The 16,439-nt window shown below is 67.3% G+C and carries 14 protein-coding genes and 1 tRNA gene; 8 read left to right on the top strand and 7 right to left on the bottom strand.

Going from position 1 to position 16,439, the window contains the following annotated elements; translation table 11 throughout:
- Positions 1-507 precede the first annotated feature (507 nt).
- Positions 508-1,173, top strand: coding sequence for a helix-turn-helix transcriptional regulator (locus JMJ56_RS24560; protein ID WP_202834399.1), 666 nt, complete (start codon positions 508-510; stop codon positions 1,171-1,173).
- Positions 1,174-1,211: 38 nt separating this feature from the next.
- Here the strand turns inward: JMJ56_RS24560 and JMJ56_RS24555 are convergent, their stop codons facing one another.
- Genes JMJ56_RS24555 through JMJ56_RS24540 form a run of 4 tightly spaced genes read right to left on the bottom strand, consistent with a single transcriptional unit; the run spans position 1,212 to position 5,205 of the window.
- Positions 1,212-2,480: a polysaccharide biosynthesis/export family protein gene (locus JMJ56_RS24555; protein WP_202834398.1), complete on the bottom strand. Its 1,269-nt coding sequence runs from the start codon at positions 2,478-2,480 to the stop codon at positions 1,212-1,214.
- Positions 2,481-2,524: 44 nt separating this feature from the next.
- Positions 2,525-3,307, bottom strand: coding sequence for a sugar transferase (locus JMJ56_RS24550; protein WP_202834397.1), 783 nt, complete (start codon positions 3,305-3,307; stop codon positions 2,525-2,527).
- On the bottom strand, positions 3,304-4,473 hold the full coding sequence (locus JMJ56_RS24545) for a DegT/DnrJ/EryC1/StrS family aminotransferase (RefSeq protein WP_202834396.1): 1,170 nt from the start codon (positions 4,471-4,473) through the stop codon (positions 3,304-3,306). Before JMJ56_RS24545 ends, JMJ56_RS24550 begins: the two co-directional genes overlap by 4 nt.
- A 3-nt stretch (positions 4,474-4,476) precedes the next feature.
- Positions 4,477-5,205: a nucleotidyltransferase family protein gene (locus JMJ56_RS24540; RefSeq protein WP_202834395.1), complete on the bottom strand. Its 729-nt coding sequence runs from the start codon at positions 5,203-5,205 to the stop codon at positions 4,477-4,479.
- Between the two features lie 229 nt (positions 5,206-5,434).
- Between JMJ56_RS24540 and JMJ56_RS24535 the strand changes: the two genes are divergently transcribed.
- The 4 genes from JMJ56_RS24535 to JMJ56_RS24520 are packed head-to-tail and all read left to right on the top strand — an operon-like array spanning position 5,435 to position 11,931.
- Complete coding sequence (locus JMJ56_RS24535; protein WP_202834394.1) at positions 5,435-7,672, top strand: GumC family protein; 2,238 nt, start codon at positions 5,435-5,437, stop codon at positions 7,670-7,672.
- Positions 7,673-7,697: 25 nt separating this feature from the next.
- Positions 7,698-8,864: a glycosyltransferase family 4 protein gene (locus tag JMJ56_RS24530; RefSeq protein ID WP_202834393.1), complete on the top strand. Its 1,167-nt coding sequence runs from the start codon at positions 7,698-7,700 to the stop codon at positions 8,862-8,864.
- Entirely contained in the window at positions 8,864-10,390 is a 1,527-nt protein-coding gene (locus JMJ56_RS24525; protein ID WP_202834392.1) for an O-antigen ligase family protein, read from the top strand. The genes JMJ56_RS24530 and JMJ56_RS24525 overlap by 1 nt, the downstream gene beginning before the upstream one ends.
- Entirely contained in the window at positions 10,387-11,931 is a 1,545-nt protein-coding gene (locus JMJ56_RS24520; RefSeq protein WP_202834391.1) for a lipopolysaccharide biosynthesis protein, read from the top strand. The genes JMJ56_RS24525 and JMJ56_RS24520 overlap by 4 nt, the downstream gene beginning before the upstream one ends.
- Positions 11,932-12,399: 468 nt before the next feature.
- Here the strand turns inward: JMJ56_RS24520 and JMJ56_RS24515 are convergent, their stop codons facing one another.
- The 3 genes from JMJ56_RS24515 to JMJ56_RS24505 form a co-directional block, all read right to left on the bottom strand.
- Positions 12,400-12,816 carry a hypothetical protein gene (locus JMJ56_RS24515; protein WP_202834390.1) on the bottom strand — a complete coding sequence of 139 codons (417 nt, stop codon included), beginning with the start codon at positions 12,814-12,816 and terminating at the stop codon, positions 12,400-12,402.
- On the bottom strand, positions 12,789-13,016 hold the full coding sequence (locus JMJ56_RS24510; protein WP_202834389.1) for a hypothetical protein: 228 nt from the start codon (positions 13,014-13,016) through the stop codon (positions 12,789-12,791). Before JMJ56_RS24510 ends, JMJ56_RS24515 begins: the two co-directional genes overlap by 28 nt.
- 446 nt (positions 13,017-13,462) lie before the next feature.
- A tRNA-Gln gene (locus JMJ56_RS24505) sits at positions 13,463-13,536 on the bottom strand.
- A gap of 197 nt (positions 13,537-13,733) precedes the next feature.
- On the opposite strand from JMJ56_RS24505, the gene JMJ56_RS24500 reads away from it, so the two are divergent.
- The 3 genes from JMJ56_RS24500 to cysE are packed head-to-tail and all read left to right on the top strand — an operon-like array spanning position 13,734 to position 16,395.
- Positions 13,734-14,855, top strand: coding sequence for a Ppx/GppA phosphatase family protein (locus JMJ56_RS24500; protein ID WP_202834388.1), 1,122 nt, complete (start codon positions 13,734-13,736; stop codon positions 14,853-14,855).
- Positions 14,810-15,520, top strand: a complete 711-nt coding sequence (locus JMJ56_RS24495) for an RlmE family RNA methyltransferase (RefSeq protein ID WP_407927944.1) — start codon at positions 14,810-14,812, stop codon at positions 15,518-15,520. Before JMJ56_RS24500 ends, JMJ56_RS24495 begins: the two co-directional genes overlap by 46 nt.
- Before the next feature lie 53 nt (positions 15,521-15,573).
- Positions 15,574-16,395, top strand: coding sequence for a serine O-acetyltransferase (cysE, locus tag JMJ56_RS24490; RefSeq protein WP_202834387.1), 822 nt, complete (start codon positions 15,574-15,576; stop codon positions 16,393-16,395).
- The last annotated feature ends 44 nt before the right edge of the window (positions 16,396-16,439 follow it).

The raw sequence follows: 16,439 nt of genomic DNA, 5'->3' as shown, positions 1-16,439 counted from the left end.
GACGTCTGGAACGCTCTGGACGACATCGAGGTCTTTTTGCGTTGCGGTTGTACCTTCGCCCAGGCCCTTCGCTGCGGCAGCGCTCGGGCATGACATCCGTGTCTCGGTCCCGCCCGGCCGCACGCGAAACGGGCGCTTCCCGCCGAACGGCATCAGGTGGGTCTCAACCGCTACCGCAGGCTCGGCGTTATCTGCGACTGCGCCTCGGATCTCTCTGCCGGACACATCTGGATTGCGGTGACCTCCATCATTGCACTCCGGCCCGCTACCCCGTCCAAATGCAACGCTAGATTGTATTTCATATAACGTCTTAATAAAACCTAGTCGGACAAAAGACTAATTTGTAAGAGAATTTCTACTGCGGGTCGAGCTAGATACTCCATAAGCATTCTGTGTGCAATAAAATCACATAAGAGGGATAAGCTTGCCAAATAGTGAGTCTTTCGCAAAATTAGAATAACCTCCCAGATGTGTGAAATTCCGCAATCTGGGGAGGGGCGGGCACTAATGAGTAATATCGATCTGGGTAGGAAGTCTGCGAATCTTTCGCATTTGGCAATTGCGGGCATGACTGATCCCGACCACGACATGGATCAAGGCTACTCGGATAAAATAGTACTTGAGCTGTTACAACAGTTTCATTGCGGTGAAGTTATCTTCGACGCCCTCGGTGAAATCGTCGCGGCAAATGAGGCTGCTTTATTCATCCTTGCCGATGAGTCGGAGCAGCATCGGGGCAGCGGGGCGACTGCCGGGTTGACCGCACCAGTCTGCGAAAAACTGCAATTTCTCATCGGCGGATCCCGTGAGGTCACCAAGCCGATGGTTCAGAATACGCTGCACCGGATCTATCAGGACGAGACGCGTTTCCTGATCATCTACCGCTTTCCGGTCGATCTGCCTGCCGGCCGGACCCTGCTCGCCATCGTGGATATGAACCGCAGAATGCTGCCGCAGCCGCAGATCCTGAAGCTGCTATTCGACCTCACACCGGCCGAAATCCTCCTTGCCAGGGGGATCGCCAAGGGCTCGGCGCCGGCCGAACTTGCATCGCTGACCCGGGTCAGCCGTACGACAGTCCGATCCCAGCTGGCCTCACTGTTCAGCAAGACACAGACACATCGTCAGCCGGAACTGGTCGCCCTGCTCGCCAAGATCGCCCTGGTGCGCTGAGGCGCCCAGACGCAGGCTGGGGCGTGGGGGCAGGTGTCTCATGGTACCGGGGCGCCTGCGGGCAGGCTCCGTTGGCCTGCCGCGGTGGGCGTCAGCAACAGGGCATGCGCGGTCGGGAAGCGGACATCGAGCACGTCGCCCGGTTCGAGCGCGGTGTCCTCGGTCACCTCGATACGCAGCGTCTGGCCTCCGTTCTGGCGGACGACGCTGAGATCGGGTTGCACGGTCTGGCCAAGCCGCTGGAACTGCCGCGCCTCCGCACCCCGGCCGAGCTGCGCTCCGGTTGCCTCCAGCCTCGCCCGGAACTCGACCAATCGCACCCGCGAAGCGCCGATATCCTCGAGCAGCCGCACGCGCCGCTCGTTCGCCAATTTCTCGAGCTTTCGCTGCAATTCGTCGCCGTCGGCCTGAGCCTTGATCATTTCCGTCAGCAGCCCCAGGCGCCGGGCCGCGGACTCCATGACTGCATGGCGCGTCTCGGTCACACGCTGGCTCGGCAGGCTGCCCGAACCGAACAGCTTCGTAGTGCGCTCGAAATCGGTTTGGTTAGCACGAAGCTCCTGCTCCTCCCGCTGCTGCGCATCGGCGAGGACGCGGGTATGGGCGGCGATGCGATCGATGGCAGTGGTCAAGACCGCTTGGGCCTGCCGGTATTCCGCCTGGCTCAGCCGAAGGGTCTCGAGTTCATCCCGCACCATCTCCCGCCCGTCGACCTCCGAGACCTGCAGTTCGTCGAAGTGGATCGTCGGCAACGCCTCGCGCTCCTCCAGCTCCGCCTGCAGCCGCGCGGCGCGGACCTGTTCCTTCGCCAATTGTGCACCCAAGCCACGGTATTGGCTCAACAGCTCGAAGCGGTCGCGGGACAGGTCGGACTGGCGGCCACGCAGCAGGCTGTAGCCGCCGGAAAGGGCCACAACCTGGCGTACAGTCATCGACGGGCGGTAGGCATACTGGCCGGTCGTGAGAACGTCGCCATCCACATAGACCGGACGATACTCGACGACGCCGACGACGACGTCGCCCGGCTTTAGCGCCACTAGACGAAGGCGGTTATTGCGGTCCTTCTGCCGGAACACTTGGGACGACATCGCCAACTCGATCTTTGAGCGCATGGCCATGGCCGTCAGGCCGGCGACCTGGATCCTGCCGGCACCCGGCAGCAAGACGCTGCCATCCGGGTCCACCGCCATGCGACGCGACAGATCCGGAACGCCGGTTACCCGCAAATCGAGGACATCGCCCACCCCGACCGTGTATTCCGCCTGCCCCGAAACCGGCGCGATGCAGCAGATCAGCGCCAGTGCCATGGCCAGGCATCGGCCGGAGGGGGCGGGCAGGCCGTGGCCGTCCCTCATATCCGCACCCCATTGCCCAAAGCGGCCCGGTCGCCCTCGTCAGTCCGGTGCCGCAGGCTGGCGTCGAGCCGTCCCAGCAGTTCCTTCGGACCGCCATCGATATGCGCCAGCCGCGCCGGCAGGCTCTGTTCGTAGTGCACCACCCCGCTGACGGTGAGCACCATCCAGCGCAGATCCTGCAGGACGGTCCGTTGCTCGTAGTACTGCAGGTCGATATGGCCCTTGATCGGGAAGAGCACCGCCCGGTAGTGCGCGAGCGGGTCGCCTTCCTCCGGGAAAAGGCTGGCCTCGTTCCTTAAGACATATTGGCTTGGCCCCAGGATGCCGGGACGATGGTTGAGGATCCGGAGCAGCTCTCCGCTGAAGCAGTCGACGAAGTCCGGCACTTCGGGCCGCGGGCCGACGATCGACATGTCCCCGCGTATTACGTTCCAGAGCTGCGGCAGCTCATCCAGTTTGGTCGCACGGAGCGCGCGTCCGATATGGGTCAGCCGGGGATCGTTCTCCTGCGTCAGCGGCGCGCCGCCACTGCCCAAGTCGTTGCGGAATTTCCGGAATTTGAACATCCAGAAGGGGCGGCCATACTGGCCCAGCCTGACCTGCGAAAAGAACACCGGCCTTCCTCCCTCGACGAGGATGGCCAGAGCAACCAGAAGGAAGACTGGGAGCAGCACCAGCACCGCCAAGCTGGCGAGCGTGACATCCAGCAGACGCCGCAGGACATCCCCCATGCGTGCCTGCGGCTGCGGCAGTACCTGCTGCCGCAGGGCCGCGCTCATGAGGTCCTCCTGGCGGCCCCGCGCACTGCCTCGGTCAATGCCTCCGTGACGAAGCGAAGGTCGTCCTCGTTCAATCCGGGGTGCAGTGGCAGCGTCATTTCGCGCGCGGCGAAGTCTTCGACGATCGGCAGGGCGAGATCGGGAAACCGCTCCCGGTAGAGCGCGAGGCGGTGCAGCGGAGGGTAGTGCATCGAGGTCTGTACACCCATGGCCCGCAGCCTTTCGATCACTTGAGACCGGTCGACGCCGCGGGGCAGCAGCACCGGCATAATGTGGTGGCTGGAGATCCCGCCTTGCGCGAACGGCACCGTCACCTCCGGCAGCTGCTGCGCAAGGAGGGCCCGATAGACTTCGGTCAGCTTCCGGCGCCGCGCGTTCCACGCCGGCAGCTTGCCAAGCTGGACCAGGCCGATGGCGGCGCGAAGCTCGTCCATGCGGTAGTTGAAGCCGAGCATGGTGACGTCGTATCCCGGCTGCGCCGCCGAGTGCCGCTGGAAGGTGCCGCTGGTGAGGCCATGGCCGCGCATTTGCCGCATCCGCTCGCGCAGTTCTTCGTCCGCCGCCAGAACCATGCCGCCTTCGGCGGTGGTCATGTTCTTGTTGCCGTAGAAGCTGAAGACCGCGGCTGCTCCAAAGGAGCCCGCCTCTGGCAGACCGGCGGCATGGGCCGCATCCTCGATCAACAGCAGCCCCCGCGCCGTGGCGAAATCTTGCCAGGCGGCACGGTCGGCCAGATAGCCGGCATAATGCACGAGGATCACCGCCCGCGTCCGGGGCGTGCAGCGGGACCCTGCATCCTCAATCGACATCAGCGGAGTCTTGAGCGACTCGATATCGACGAGGACCGGCGTGGCGCCGACATAGAGCACGCAATCGGCCGTGGCGGCGAAGGTAAGGGCCGGAACCAGCACCTCATCCCCCGGCCCGAGGCCCAGGGCCTGCAACGCGAGGTGGAGGCCACCGGTACAGGAGCTGACCGCGACCGCGTCGGCGGCATCATGCGTCTGGGCGAAGGCGCGTTCGAAGGCGAAGACGCGCTCGCCCATGGTGATCCAGCCGGCATCGATGACATCCGCCAACGCCGCCTTCTCCTCAGCGCCGAGCTGCGGCTCCGCCACCGCAAGCATCGCCCGGTTCGACATGCGTTCCAACAAGGTCGGGCTCATCGGTCAGGCCTTGATCGAGTCGACGGTCATTTGGATTGACGGCGCCTGCTCGTCCCAATCGATCTCCTGCGCCCGGTGGAAATCTTCCACCCGCCCGATGTCGAGCCATAGGCCGTGATGGCGAAAGGAATGCACCGGCGTACCTTCGCTCATCATGGCGAAGACCAAGTCGTCGAAGCCGAATGGCACCCCACCGGGGACGAAGCGCAGGGCCTCGGGCTCCATGCAATAGGCGCCCATGCTGACCGAGTGGAACAGGGTCGGCTTCTCTCGGAACTGAGTGACCCGGCTCTGGCTGTCCTCGATTAGGCCGTAATCGGTCTTGGTTTCACGCGTTGTCGTAGCGATCGTCAGCAGGCCGCCATGATTGCGGTGCGAGGCACTGAAGTCATTCAGGCTGAGGTCGGTCAGGACGTCGCCGTTGAGCACGAGGAAGGTGCAATCCAACTCGTCGCGCAGAAGGTCGAGCGGACCGATTGTCCCGAGCGGCTCGATTTCCTGCGTATAGACGATCCGTAGGTCCCACTGGCGGCCGTCGCCGCAGAAGCTCCGGATGAGATGCCCGAGATAGCCCGTCGTGATGTAGACTTCCCTGATGCCGTTTCGACGCACCCACTTCAGCAACAACTCGAGGACAGGCCGTGGCCCGATCGGCATCAACGGCTTCGGTAGCACGGAGGTATAGGGCCGTAGCCGAGTCCCTTTGCCTCCGCATTGGATCACCGCCTTCATGCGTACCTCCTCAACCCATGCCATGCCGCTTCGACTGGACGCATCGCCAGTCGATCATGCTGCTGAGGGCGTCAGGTCGCATCATTCGAACGCATGACGACACTGCCGAAATCGCTGCCTATGGTCCCCCTGTCAGGCAAGACAGGGCCCGGAGAATGCGCACCCTAGGCGAGTGGACGGGACAACCGAGATTGCGGGACCCGGCTCCATCCCGACCGAACCTTGGACCATGAAGCAGCAACCCGCCGCGCGCTGGCCTGCCGGCCACATTTGGGATCCGCTCGATGGTGGCGCGATGCTTTCGGCCGAGCCCGCCCGCGGCGTGAACCACCTGCAGTTGCTGAGCATCCTGCGTCGGCGCAAGGGCCTGATCCTGCTGACGGCCTGCTTCGGTGGGCTGCTGGTCGGGCTGGCGGCATTCGCCGTTCCCCCGGGCTTCACGGCCACCGCAGAGATCATCGTCACCCACGGCGCCGTCGCCTCGCGCGGCATGCAGTCTTCCGCAAATGCCGCGTCGCCGGAGGCCGCGGTGATCGATACCCACCTGGCGATGCTTGGCTCCGAGGCAAACCTCTGCGGCGTGCTGGACAGGCTCGCCGTGTCATCCGGCCCAGCGCAGGACGCGCAGCCCGACTGGCCGGAGGTGGCCCGCGCCTGGGTGACGGCTAGGCTCGCGGCGCTTCGGCACCTGCTGGCCTTCGAGGCGGCGCCGGACAAGGCTGAATCCGCCCAGCCGGCAGACTCCTGCTCGCGCAGTACGGCAGGCCTGCCGAGCTTGGAGCAACTGAAGCGCCGGCTGCTCATTTTCCCACGCCGCACCTCCCCGGTCGTTGCCGTGAGCTATACCGACCGGGATCCACGACAGGCTTCGGTCGTCGCCAATGCGATCGTCAGCGACTACGTGAACGGGCAGCGGGATCTGCTGCGCGAGCAGTCGGGGCAGCGCATCGACTGGTTCGTCCAGCAGCTCTCGGCAGCCGACCTGTCGCTTGCGGCGATGCAGGAGACGTTGCAGCGGGAGCGGGTGCGGAGCGGCGGCGCCTCCGGCAGCGACGAGCTCGATGCCCTCGCTGATGCACGCCAGCAGCGGGACCTGGCGCGGTCCGAAAGCGCACGCCGGCGGGCGGCACTCGACCGGGCACGTGGCCTGCAACGCAATGGCGGCGACACCCGGTCCCTTGCCGAGGCACTCGGCATCGCGGTCGAGGGGCGTACGGATGCCCAGTTGGCGGCCGACATCACCGATGCGATCGGCCGTCTCGATCAGGAGGCCGAGGTCAGCCGACTCCAGGCGGAGGCCATCGAGGCGCAGCTTGAAGTGCTGCAGCAGGCCCTCGAGCGGCGGTCGGACGAGCTGACGGCGCAGAATACGCTGGAGCAGCGGATCGCGCGGGAGCTGAGACGATCCGAGCAGCTTCTGCGTGGCCAGCTTGAGGCCAAGGAGCAGCAGCAGTTGACGGCGCCGCCCGTGGCCATCGTCGCGCTCGCGCGGCCGCCGCGGCAGCCAAGCTCCATCAGTCCCATCCTCCTGCTGGTGCCCGGCACCGTGGCATTCGCTTTCCTTGGGGCAGCCATCGCCATGGTGAGGGAGCGGATGGATCGCAGCTTTCGCAGCTGCCGCGAGGTCGAGCAGAGCTGCGGCGTCGAATGCGTCGGACTGGTGCCGGAGATGCCACGGACCCGCGGGGCGGATCCTGCCCAGGGGCTTGGCCGTCCCTCTACCATGCGGGCGATCCGCTCGGTCCTTGTTGGCATGCTGCCGATGCCGCATGCCGATCATGGCTCAAAGCTGGTGCTCGTCACCTCAAGCCTTCCCGGCGAGGGCCGGACCTTGCTCGCCACCTCCCTGGCGGCCTGCGCTGCCCGGCTCGGCCAGCGCGTATTGGTGATCGACCTCGATTGCGGCGGCTGCGATGCCGTCGCGGCCCGGGAGGGCGCCAGCCACAGGATCCGGCGCAACCCGGAATTCGGCTTCGACGTCCTGTCGCCAGGCAAGGACGGCATGGACCTGCTGGCCGTCCTGGCCGGTGGGCGGGGCGACCAGTTCCTCCAGCCGCTGCGCGCCAGCTATGGCTGCATCATCATTGACGGCCCTCCAGCCCTCACAGCGCCGGAGGCGCAGCTCCTGGCGGCGCTCGCCGACGAGGTGCTGCTGGCGATCCGCTGGGGTCATACCCGGCGCGAGGTGGTGGAGAACACGCTGCTGCTCCTCGGGCGCGCCGGTGCGACGCAGGCGAAGCTCAGGACGGTGCTGACGCGGGTGGATCTGCGCAAGTATGCGCTCTATCGCTTCGGCGATGCCGGCGAGTTCCTGGCGCGGCAGGGTGGCCACGCTGCGGCACGTCCTTCCGGCGCCGCACTGCCGGGGTGGCCCGCGGATGCGGAGCGGCCTGCCGCATCCATGGCCGAGGCGCCGGAAATCCCCCACGAGCCGCCCGCCTTCACCGGGGGCAGGACTCCGGCATGACCGGCCATGCCGGCGGTCCACTGCGATGAAGGGCGAGCCGTCGCAGCAGGGGGTGCTTCACTGGTGCTTCTACGCTCCGGGGCGCCGTGCCCTCGATGTGCTTGGCGGCCGCACGCATGCCTCCGGCGGCGCCGAGGCGCAGGTCGCGCATCTCGCCGGCTCCCTGGCGCAACTGGGCCACCGGGTCACCCTCATCTACGGCACCGGCCGCGGCGAGGATGCGCCCGGGCCGCGCATGGTCGGCGGTGTCACCTGCCTGGATGCTGCGCCGGCCTGGCGCCACCCGCGCAGCATCCCGCTGTTCTGGCGCCTGCTGGGCCGGCTGCGCCCCGATATCTGCTATGCGCGGCTGCCCGACGACTTCCTTTGGATGATTGGCCTCCATGCACGGCAGCGGGCAGGGGCCTGCTTCATCTATGCCCTGGCACATGATCGCCATTGCGTGCCCTGGTGGACCTACGACTACAAGCCCTGGTTCCATGGCCCGCTCTATGCCTTGGGGCTGGCCAGCGCGCATGTTATCGCCGCGCAGCATCGCCACCAGTCGGAGGCGGTCTCGCGTCGCCTGCGCAGGCGCATGGTGCACGTGCCGAACCTGATCCGGCGATGCCCGGGCCTGCTGGATGCCGCGTCGCCAAAGCGCTTCGACGCCATCTGGGTAGCCCAGATCCGTCCGGAGAAGCGGCTGGAGCGGTTCCTCGACCTAGCCGAGTCCCTTCCCGACCACAGCTTCGCCGTCGTCGGCGGTTTCGACGCGACCTTGGGCGCCAGGCAGCGGCAGCAACTCGAAACCCGCCTGCGCCGTGCGCCCAACCTGACCTATTTCGGCGCGCAGGATGCGACGGAGGTCGGCAAGTTGATGCTAGCGAGCAAGGTGCTCGTGAATACCTCGGAGGCCGAGGGCTTTCCCAATACGATGCTGGAGGCGTGGAGTCTGGGCGTCCCCGTCGTGTCGATGGACGTGGACCCAGGCTCCGTCATCCGCGACCGGCAACTTGGCTTGGTGAGCGGCAGCGCGGCGGCATTGCGGCAGGATGTGCTCAGCCTCACGCAGCCTGGGATCGGATGGGACTTCGCGGAACGCGGGCTGGCCTATGTGAGGAGCAGCCATAGCATCAATGCCGTACACCAAGCCCTCCGCCTGGCGCTGGAGGCTGCCGGCGGGCATCTCGGTAGCCGGTGGACCGCCTGATGATGGGCCCGGTCGCCCGACAGGTCAGCATGATCGCGCTGGGCTCGCTCTGCTTCGTCATGGCCGGCGTCGCTCTGCTCATGCTGAACGAACCCCGCGGCCCGCTGGTGCTGATTGGGCTCGCCTGTGGTGCCACCGCCAGCCTCGTTCTGCTAGCGCAGCCGATCCTGGCGCTCGAGTTGGCGCTGATGCTGCGCCTCTTGCCGAACGGCCTCTATGCCCCAGAACTCGACATGCTGTTCACGGTCGTGGTCAACGGCCTGCTGGCACTAGCGCTCGGAGCCTGGGTGCTCCAGGCGCTGAGCAGGCGCGAGCCGGTAATCTGGAATCCAACCTGTGTCCTGCTAGGCTGCCATATCGCCTGGTGCGCTGTGACTGTGGCCTGGGCGGCTGACCCCGTCGCGGCACGGCGCAGCCTGGTAGCCTACAGCGCAGGCTGGCTTTTACTCTTCCTCCTGACCAACGAGGTGCGGACTGTCCGCGCACTAGATTCGGTCATGCGGGCGCTGCGCTTCGTCGGCTGGATCATGATCGGCGGCGGCTTCTACGCCGCGCTCTTCTCTGCTTTTGAATTCGGTGAACGGCTGAAGGTCCACAACGTCAACGGGAACCAGTATGGGGTGATCCTGATCGCCATGCTGCCGGGTGTCATCTGGCCGGTTCTGCGGCGGTCCGGTGCCGGGCATAGCCGCTACCTTGGCCTTAGCGTGATCTTCATTGTCAGCATGCTCGTGCTGGTGGCGCTCACGGGGTCGCGGGGAAGCTCGCTGTCCCTGCTGCTGGTCCTCTTCTTGTTCTGGTTCTGGAAGCCGGTGCGCCCCTGGGGCCTGGTCGGTCTGGTGCTGCTCTGTGGCCTGACCGCCGTAGCTCCCTTCGTGCTGGATTCGGTCATGACGCGGTTTGAAACCGGTGACGGCGACCTCGGTGGTAGAAGCGCGATCTGGCAGGCAAGCTTCTGGATACTGCAAGATGTCCTCTGGACCGGCGTGGGCACGGGCAACGGCCCGGCCAGGTTGGCTGCCTATATTGCCGCGGTGACCAGCGACTTCCGCTATCGAGTGGACTTGCCGAGCCACAATCCATTCCTGGAAGTGGGTCTGGATGCCGGGCTCCTGGGCATCCTGCTCTATGGCGCGACCGTCGTCAGCGCGGTGTTGCAGCTTGTCGCAGCCAGGAGCCGGCTGGCCGGCACGGGCCAAGGTCTTGCCGGCTACTACCCGTTGGTCCTAGTGGCCGCGATCGGATATTTCACGGTCTGGATCAAGGGCGGTGGCCTGCAGAGCGACTTGGCCTTCTTCACCATACTTGCCCTGCTGATCATGCCCTCGCAGCTCAGGCCGGCGCCTGCCGCCGCACCCAGCACCCCGACGCCGTCTGGCAAGGCATGGAAGGGCCCCTGGGAACCTGGACGCTACCCGGCAGCGATCCCACCCGCGCTACCGCCTGTCGGCGTTGGGCCAGCCGCGGCCGGCCATGGCCCGCCCAGCCTGGGTCGGACCACTGCGAGGCGCGGCCCCTCCCGATGAGGCGCGCGAGCGACGGCGAGTCTGGGCGCTTCGCCCTCAACGTCGCCTCAAACATCGGCTTCGCCGTCATGAACGTAGCGCTGATGCTGTGGTACGTCCCATTTCTGCTGCAGCATCTCGGTTTGGCAGCCTTCGGTGTGATCCCGCTGGCGAATACGCTGGTCATGTATACGACCATCCTCTCGGCGAGCCTGGATACGTCGGTGACCCGCTTTCTGGCGATGGACCTGAACCGCAGCGACGAATCCGCCGCCAATCGCACCTTCAACGCGGCCGTCATCCTGTCGTTGGTTTCCTCGGCCGCACTTCTGCTGCTGTGCCTGGCCATCGCCGGCCTGCTGCCGGCCCTCTTCAATCTTCCGGCAGGCCTCGAAACCGGCACTCGGTATGTCTTTGGTGGCGTTGCCGCGACCATGCTGACCGGTATCCTGGGCTGCAGCTTCAGTGCCATCAGCGTCGTCATGCACCGCTTCGAACTGCGCAACCTGGTCCGCGCGCTCACGGCGCTCAGCCGGGTGGGCGTGGTTGCCCTCTGCTTCGCCCTCTGGTCGCCGAGCCTTTGGCACGTCGCGCTCGGCTTCGTGGTATCGGCGGTCGTGCAACTCACAGGTGACATTCTGGTCGCGCGGCGGCTGGCCCCGGGCCTGCGCTTCGACCTCCGGTCCGCGGATCAGCGGCAGGTCGTGGCGATGACGGGGTTCAGCGGCTGGTCCAGCGTGAACCAAGTCGGCAACCTGTTGATGCTCCAGGTCGACCTGTTGCTGGTCAACCTGCTGTTCGGTGCGGAAGCCACTGGTCGGCTCGGGGCCTTGCTGCTCCTGGTCGTCGTCATCAACAGCATGACCGAGACGGTCGTGACGGTGCTCAGTCCGCTTGTCATGGCACGCTACGTCGAGGGCGACCAGGCGGCTCTGCAGCGCTTCGTCGTCCGTTCGGTGCGGCTGCTCGGTGTCGCACTCGCCTTGCCGATAGGCTTGCTGTGCGGCCTTGGCTCGCCCATGCTCCGGCTGTGGCTCGGGCCGGAATTCACCAGCCTCGACCTTCTGCTGACCTTGCTCGTGGGACATCTCGCGGTCAGCCTTGCCTGCCGACCGCTGTCCTATGTCCTGATGGCGCATAACCGCGTCAGGCTGCAAAGCGTCGTGACACTGGCCGCCGGCATCGTGGCCATTCCCCTGGCGGTGGGGCTGGCCTCGTGGGCCGATTGGGGCATCGCCGGGGTGGTGGCGGCAACCGCCGCAATGTGGGTCGCCCGAAACGTCCTGTTCCTGGCGCCCTACGCAGCTAGGACCCTGGGGCTGCGGGCGACGAGCTTCCTCGCGTCGCTGGCCATCATTGCCGGCTGCACAGTTGGTGTGGGGCTCGCCAGCGCGGTGGTGGACAGGCTCCTGCACCCGTCAAGCTGGACGGGCCTCGCCGGGGCGGCCGCGTTGGTGACCCTGGTTTATCTGGTAGTGGCCTATGCCCTGGCCTTGGATCGCTCGGATCGGCGCTTCGTCCGCGGCGCCCTCTGGCGGATGCGCGAGGGTGTGCCCGGTTGAGACAGGTTACGCTCCGGCGTCGCTCATTCCCTGCGACGACGGAGGGCTGTGCCGCCCAAGCGGACGAGGGCTGTCGCCGGCGCCCCCCGCGGCGGCAGGCCTTGCGGCGCTGGTGAGACCAAAGCTCGTGCCCTGCGGACCCAGGTCCGCGGCAGCGAGCATCCTGACTGATCAGTTGCCCCTTGCGGTCGCAATCGGTGGCGAGCCACACCTCCGCCGCCGTCTGTAAGGCGCCGCGGATCGCCTTCAGCTTGCGGACCTGTTTGCCGCCGGTGGCCAGTTTGGTGCCATAGAGCCCTTGCGTGCGCGGCAGCATCGACGTCCAAGGCCTCCATTCCGCTGCTATCTCCTCCCGTTCAATGCAGCGGCAACCACGGCGGAAGGGGCGGGCGGGGCGACAACTGGAGCGGCGGTGGAGATTTGAACAATGACCCTGACCAGCCCCCATGAGGAGGTCCGAGCGGATTTTTAATGAAGCGTTGCGGCGGCTTGGCCTGAACCGGAGGATGGTGGGCCAGCGGGGACGGCGGAGTTGATGCCAGGAACACCTCCGGCGCTGGTGCTGTGGCCAGCCACCGCAAGGGCCGGCGAGACCGGTATGGTCGCGGCTGCGGCCAGGATGCCATTGGCCGCCTTAAACGCGGTTTCAAGGCCATCGTCGTACTCGCCCAGCTCGCGCCGGGCGTCCTCGCGGGTCACCTCGGCGAGGACGCGCAGCGCGCGGCGGGCGGCGTCGTCGGGCTTGAGGCCGGCGATTGGGCCAGCCGACGCGCCGATCCGCTCTGCCCAGGCCCGCCCGGAATTGAAATCCTTGCAACGCAAGCCATGCTTCAGCGCCTGCGCTCGTCCCCGCGCCGCTAGATGCCGGCCCTCGGGCGCGGCCAAGGCGGAGCGCTGTGGTCGTCCCGCTTAATGCCGGTCACGGCGGCTAGCAACTGTTCCGCGAGCCCGCCCAGTATCTCGATCCCGCCCGAGGCTTCCAACTCGCCCGGCGCGAGCTGCGCCTCGACCTCGTCCTCGATTGTCGCCGCGACGTCGTAAGGGAGGCTCGCGCCTTGCCAAAGCCGGACGAATTCCTCCAACATCAGCGGGCCACGCCGCCCGGCACCCCTCGCCCTCAACTAACGCCTGGTCGCGCAGCAGCCGGGCGAAGGCAGTCGGGGTAAGCCCGACGGCCGCTGGGGTGATGGGCGGGGTCATGGCAGGGCACCTCATCTAGAGCGGCGTCCACCTGCAGCACGAAGGCGCACGTAACCCGCCGATCCTGGGTGCCTAAGGATAGCCGGGGGAAAACCTGTTTCTGTTTCGCATCGGCCCCTCGCCTAGCCCGAGGTAGGCGCCATGACCAATACCGGATCTCAGTCCGAACCAGGAGGTACAGAGCAGGGCAACGAAAACAAAGTGAGGCATGAGAGGCGGGCGAGGATTCCGACCCGTATGTGGTACAGAGTTGTGGAACAGCATCGCGGCCTCACGTTCGGGGTTCGCGTGATCCCCTAAGATGCTGATTTTTCTGCAAGTTTCCAGAAAGTGGCTGGGGGACCTGGATTCGAACCAAGACTGCCCGAGTCAGAGTCGGGAGTTCTACCGTTAAACTATCCCCCAACGCCCCCGCCAATCGGCAGGGTGGGCTGGCCTGCGAAGCGTCACCACCTCGCAGGGCGCCGCACCTACCATTTCCCTTCGCAGCCTGCAACCCGCCCTCGAAGGAAAGCGCTTGCCCCCGGGGCCGCATCCCCGGATCATGTCCTTCGGGGGAGGTGCGGAGCAGCCCACCCTGGGGAACCCCTTGGCCCAAGACGATGCCGGATGACCTACAGCACCTTCGGCTGACAGAGCCCCCGCTTCCCAACCCGGCCTTGCCGGAGCGGCCGGCCCAGGTTCATGGCCGCTTCGCCGTCTCGCCCGCCCCGGCCTATGCAGCCCTCGACCTCGGCACCAACAATTGCCGCCTCCTGATCGGCTCGCCCACCGCCAGCGGCTTCCGCGTGGTGGACAGCTTCAGCCGCATCGTCCGGCTGGGTGAGGGCCTGGCCAGCACCGGCGAACTTGCCGAACCGGCCATGGACCGCGCCGTGGCCGCGCTCGCCGCCTGCGCCGACAAGCTCTTCCGCCGGCCGATTCGGCAGTTCCAGGCCGTCGCCACGGAGGCCTGCCGTCGCGCTGGCAACGGCGCCGCCTTCCTTGCCCGCGTTGAGGCGGAGACGGGCCTCCGCCCCCGCATCATCTCGGCGCGGGAGGAGGCGGAGCTGGCGATGGAGTCCTGCGCCCCCCTGCTGGAGGAGACGGACCGGCGCGCCCTGCTTTTCGATATCGGCGGCGGGAGTACCGAGATCGCCTGGATCCGCGTGCCGCCCCGCGGCAGCCGCCTGCCCGGCGCGCCGACGGCGGAGCTAATCGGATACATCTCGCTGCCTCTCGGCGTTGTGACCCTGGCCGAACGTGCGGGTGCCTCCTGCTTCACCGAGGAGGGCTTCCATGCCGTGGTCGAGGAGGTGGCGACGCATCTTCTCGCCTTTGACCGTGTCCATTGCATCGGCCAGGAGATCAGAGCCGGCGGCGTCCGGCTGATCGGCACCAGCGGCACGGTGACGACGCTGGCCGGCGTGGCGCTTGCCCTGCCGCGCTACCGCCGCCCGCTCGTGGATGGCCGGACGCTCGACATGGGCATGGCCGACCAGGCGCTCGGCGACCTCTTCGCCCTCGGCCGGGCCGGGCTCGCGGCGCATCCCTGCGTCGGGCCGGACCGGGTGGATTTCGTCCTGCCGGGCTGCGCGGTCTATGCTGCCATCCGCCATGTCTGGCCGCTGCCGGCGCTCACCGTCGCCGACCGTGGCCTCCGCGAGGGGATGCTGCTGAGGATGATGCGCGCAGATCGGTGGCCCGGTGCCCGGGCCGCCACGAGCCGGCGGGCCGTGACCTGAAGGGCCCGCCACCCGGTGCGCGGGGGCTCACCACCCGGTTGAAGACCGCCAAGAAGCGCAAGATCGGCAGCCAGCGCTGGCTCGAGCGGCAGTTGAACGATCCCTATGTGCGGGCCGCGCAGCAGCAGGGCCTGCGCTCGCGCGCCGCCTTCAAGCTGATCGAGCTGGACGAGCGGTTCCACCTGCTGAAGCCCGGCATGCGCGTGGTCGATCTCGGCGCCGCGCCGGGCGGCTGGACCCAGGTGGCGGCACAGAAGGGCGGCGCCCGCATCGTCGCTCTCGACCTGTTGCCGATGGACCCGCTCCCCGGCGCCATCATGTTGCAGGGCGACTTCCAGGACGAGGCGGTGGAGCAGGCCGTGCTTGCCGCCCTCGACGGCCCGGCCGACCTCGTTCTCTCCGACATGGCCCCCAACACCACCGGCCATAACGCGACCGACCATCTCCGCATCATCGCCCTCGCGGAGCTGGCGCTCGATTTCGCGCTGAAGGTGCTGGCCCCGGGCGGCAGCTTCGTCGCCAAGGTGTTCCAGGGCGGGACGGAAAAGGCGCTGCTCGAACTGCTCAAGCGCCACTTCTCCAGCGTGAAGCATGGCAAGCCTCCGGCCAGCCGCAAGGACAGCGCGGAGCTCTACGTCGTGGCGACGGGCTTCCGGCCCGGCTGACCCTTCCCTCGGCCCGCCCGCGCACCGATATGCCGGGGTGGAGGACATCGCCCATGCCACCCAGCACGCCTGCCACCGAGGCGGCGCTCGATCCCTGGCACTCCCTACTGGCGGAGGCGGAGCAAACAGCCGCCGCGGAGCCGCTGCTTGGCGCCCTGCTCCATGCCATGCTGCTCAGCCGGGGCAGCTTCGCCGAAGCACTGGGGGCGGTGCTGGCGGAGCGGCTGGCCGATCCCTTCCTCGGCGCCGACCGCCTCGCTGCCCTGGCCGGGGAGGTGCTGGCTGCCGAGCCGGGCATCGCCGAGGCCGCCCGGGCCGACCTCCGCGCCATCGGCACGCGGGACCCGGCGGCGGCGACCGGACTGCTCGGGCCCTTCCTGTACTACAAGGGCTTCCATGCGCTTGAGGCGCACCGCATCGCCCATTGGCTCTGGGCCGGAGGGCGGGTGGCGCTGGCCGGCTTCCTCCAGGCCCGCATCGCCCGGGTGCTCGCCATCGACATCCATCCCGCCGCCCGCTTCGGCCATGGCGTCTTCATCGATCACGGCACCGGCGTCGTCGTCGGCGAGACGGCGGTGGTCGGCAACGACGTGTCCATCCTCCAGGGCGTAACTCTCGGCGGCACCGGCAAGGAGACAGGCGACCGGCACCCCAAGGTGCGGGACGGGGTGCTGCTCGGCGCCGGGGCCAAGGTGCTTGGAAATGTCGTCATCGGCCGCGGTGCCAAGGTTGGCGCCGGCAGCGTGGTGCTGCGGGACGTGCCGCCCTGTGCCACCGTCGCCGGCGTCCCCGCCCGCATCGTCGGCTGGTGCGGGGAGGCGGTGCCGGCGCTCGCCATGAACCATGCCCTGCCAGCCGGGGAGGACGCCTCCTGAAACGCGGGGCGGATATCACCGCCCTGCAATGCTCGCAGCCGCAC

The organism is Belnapia arida (assembly GCF_016773205.1).
GTDB lineage: Bacteria > Pseudomonadota > Alphaproteobacteria > Acetobacterales > Acetobacteraceae > Belnapia > Belnapia arida.
The sequence above is the reverse complement of the archived record's forward strand: the minus strand, read 5'-3'. Positions and strand labels throughout refer to the sequence as shown.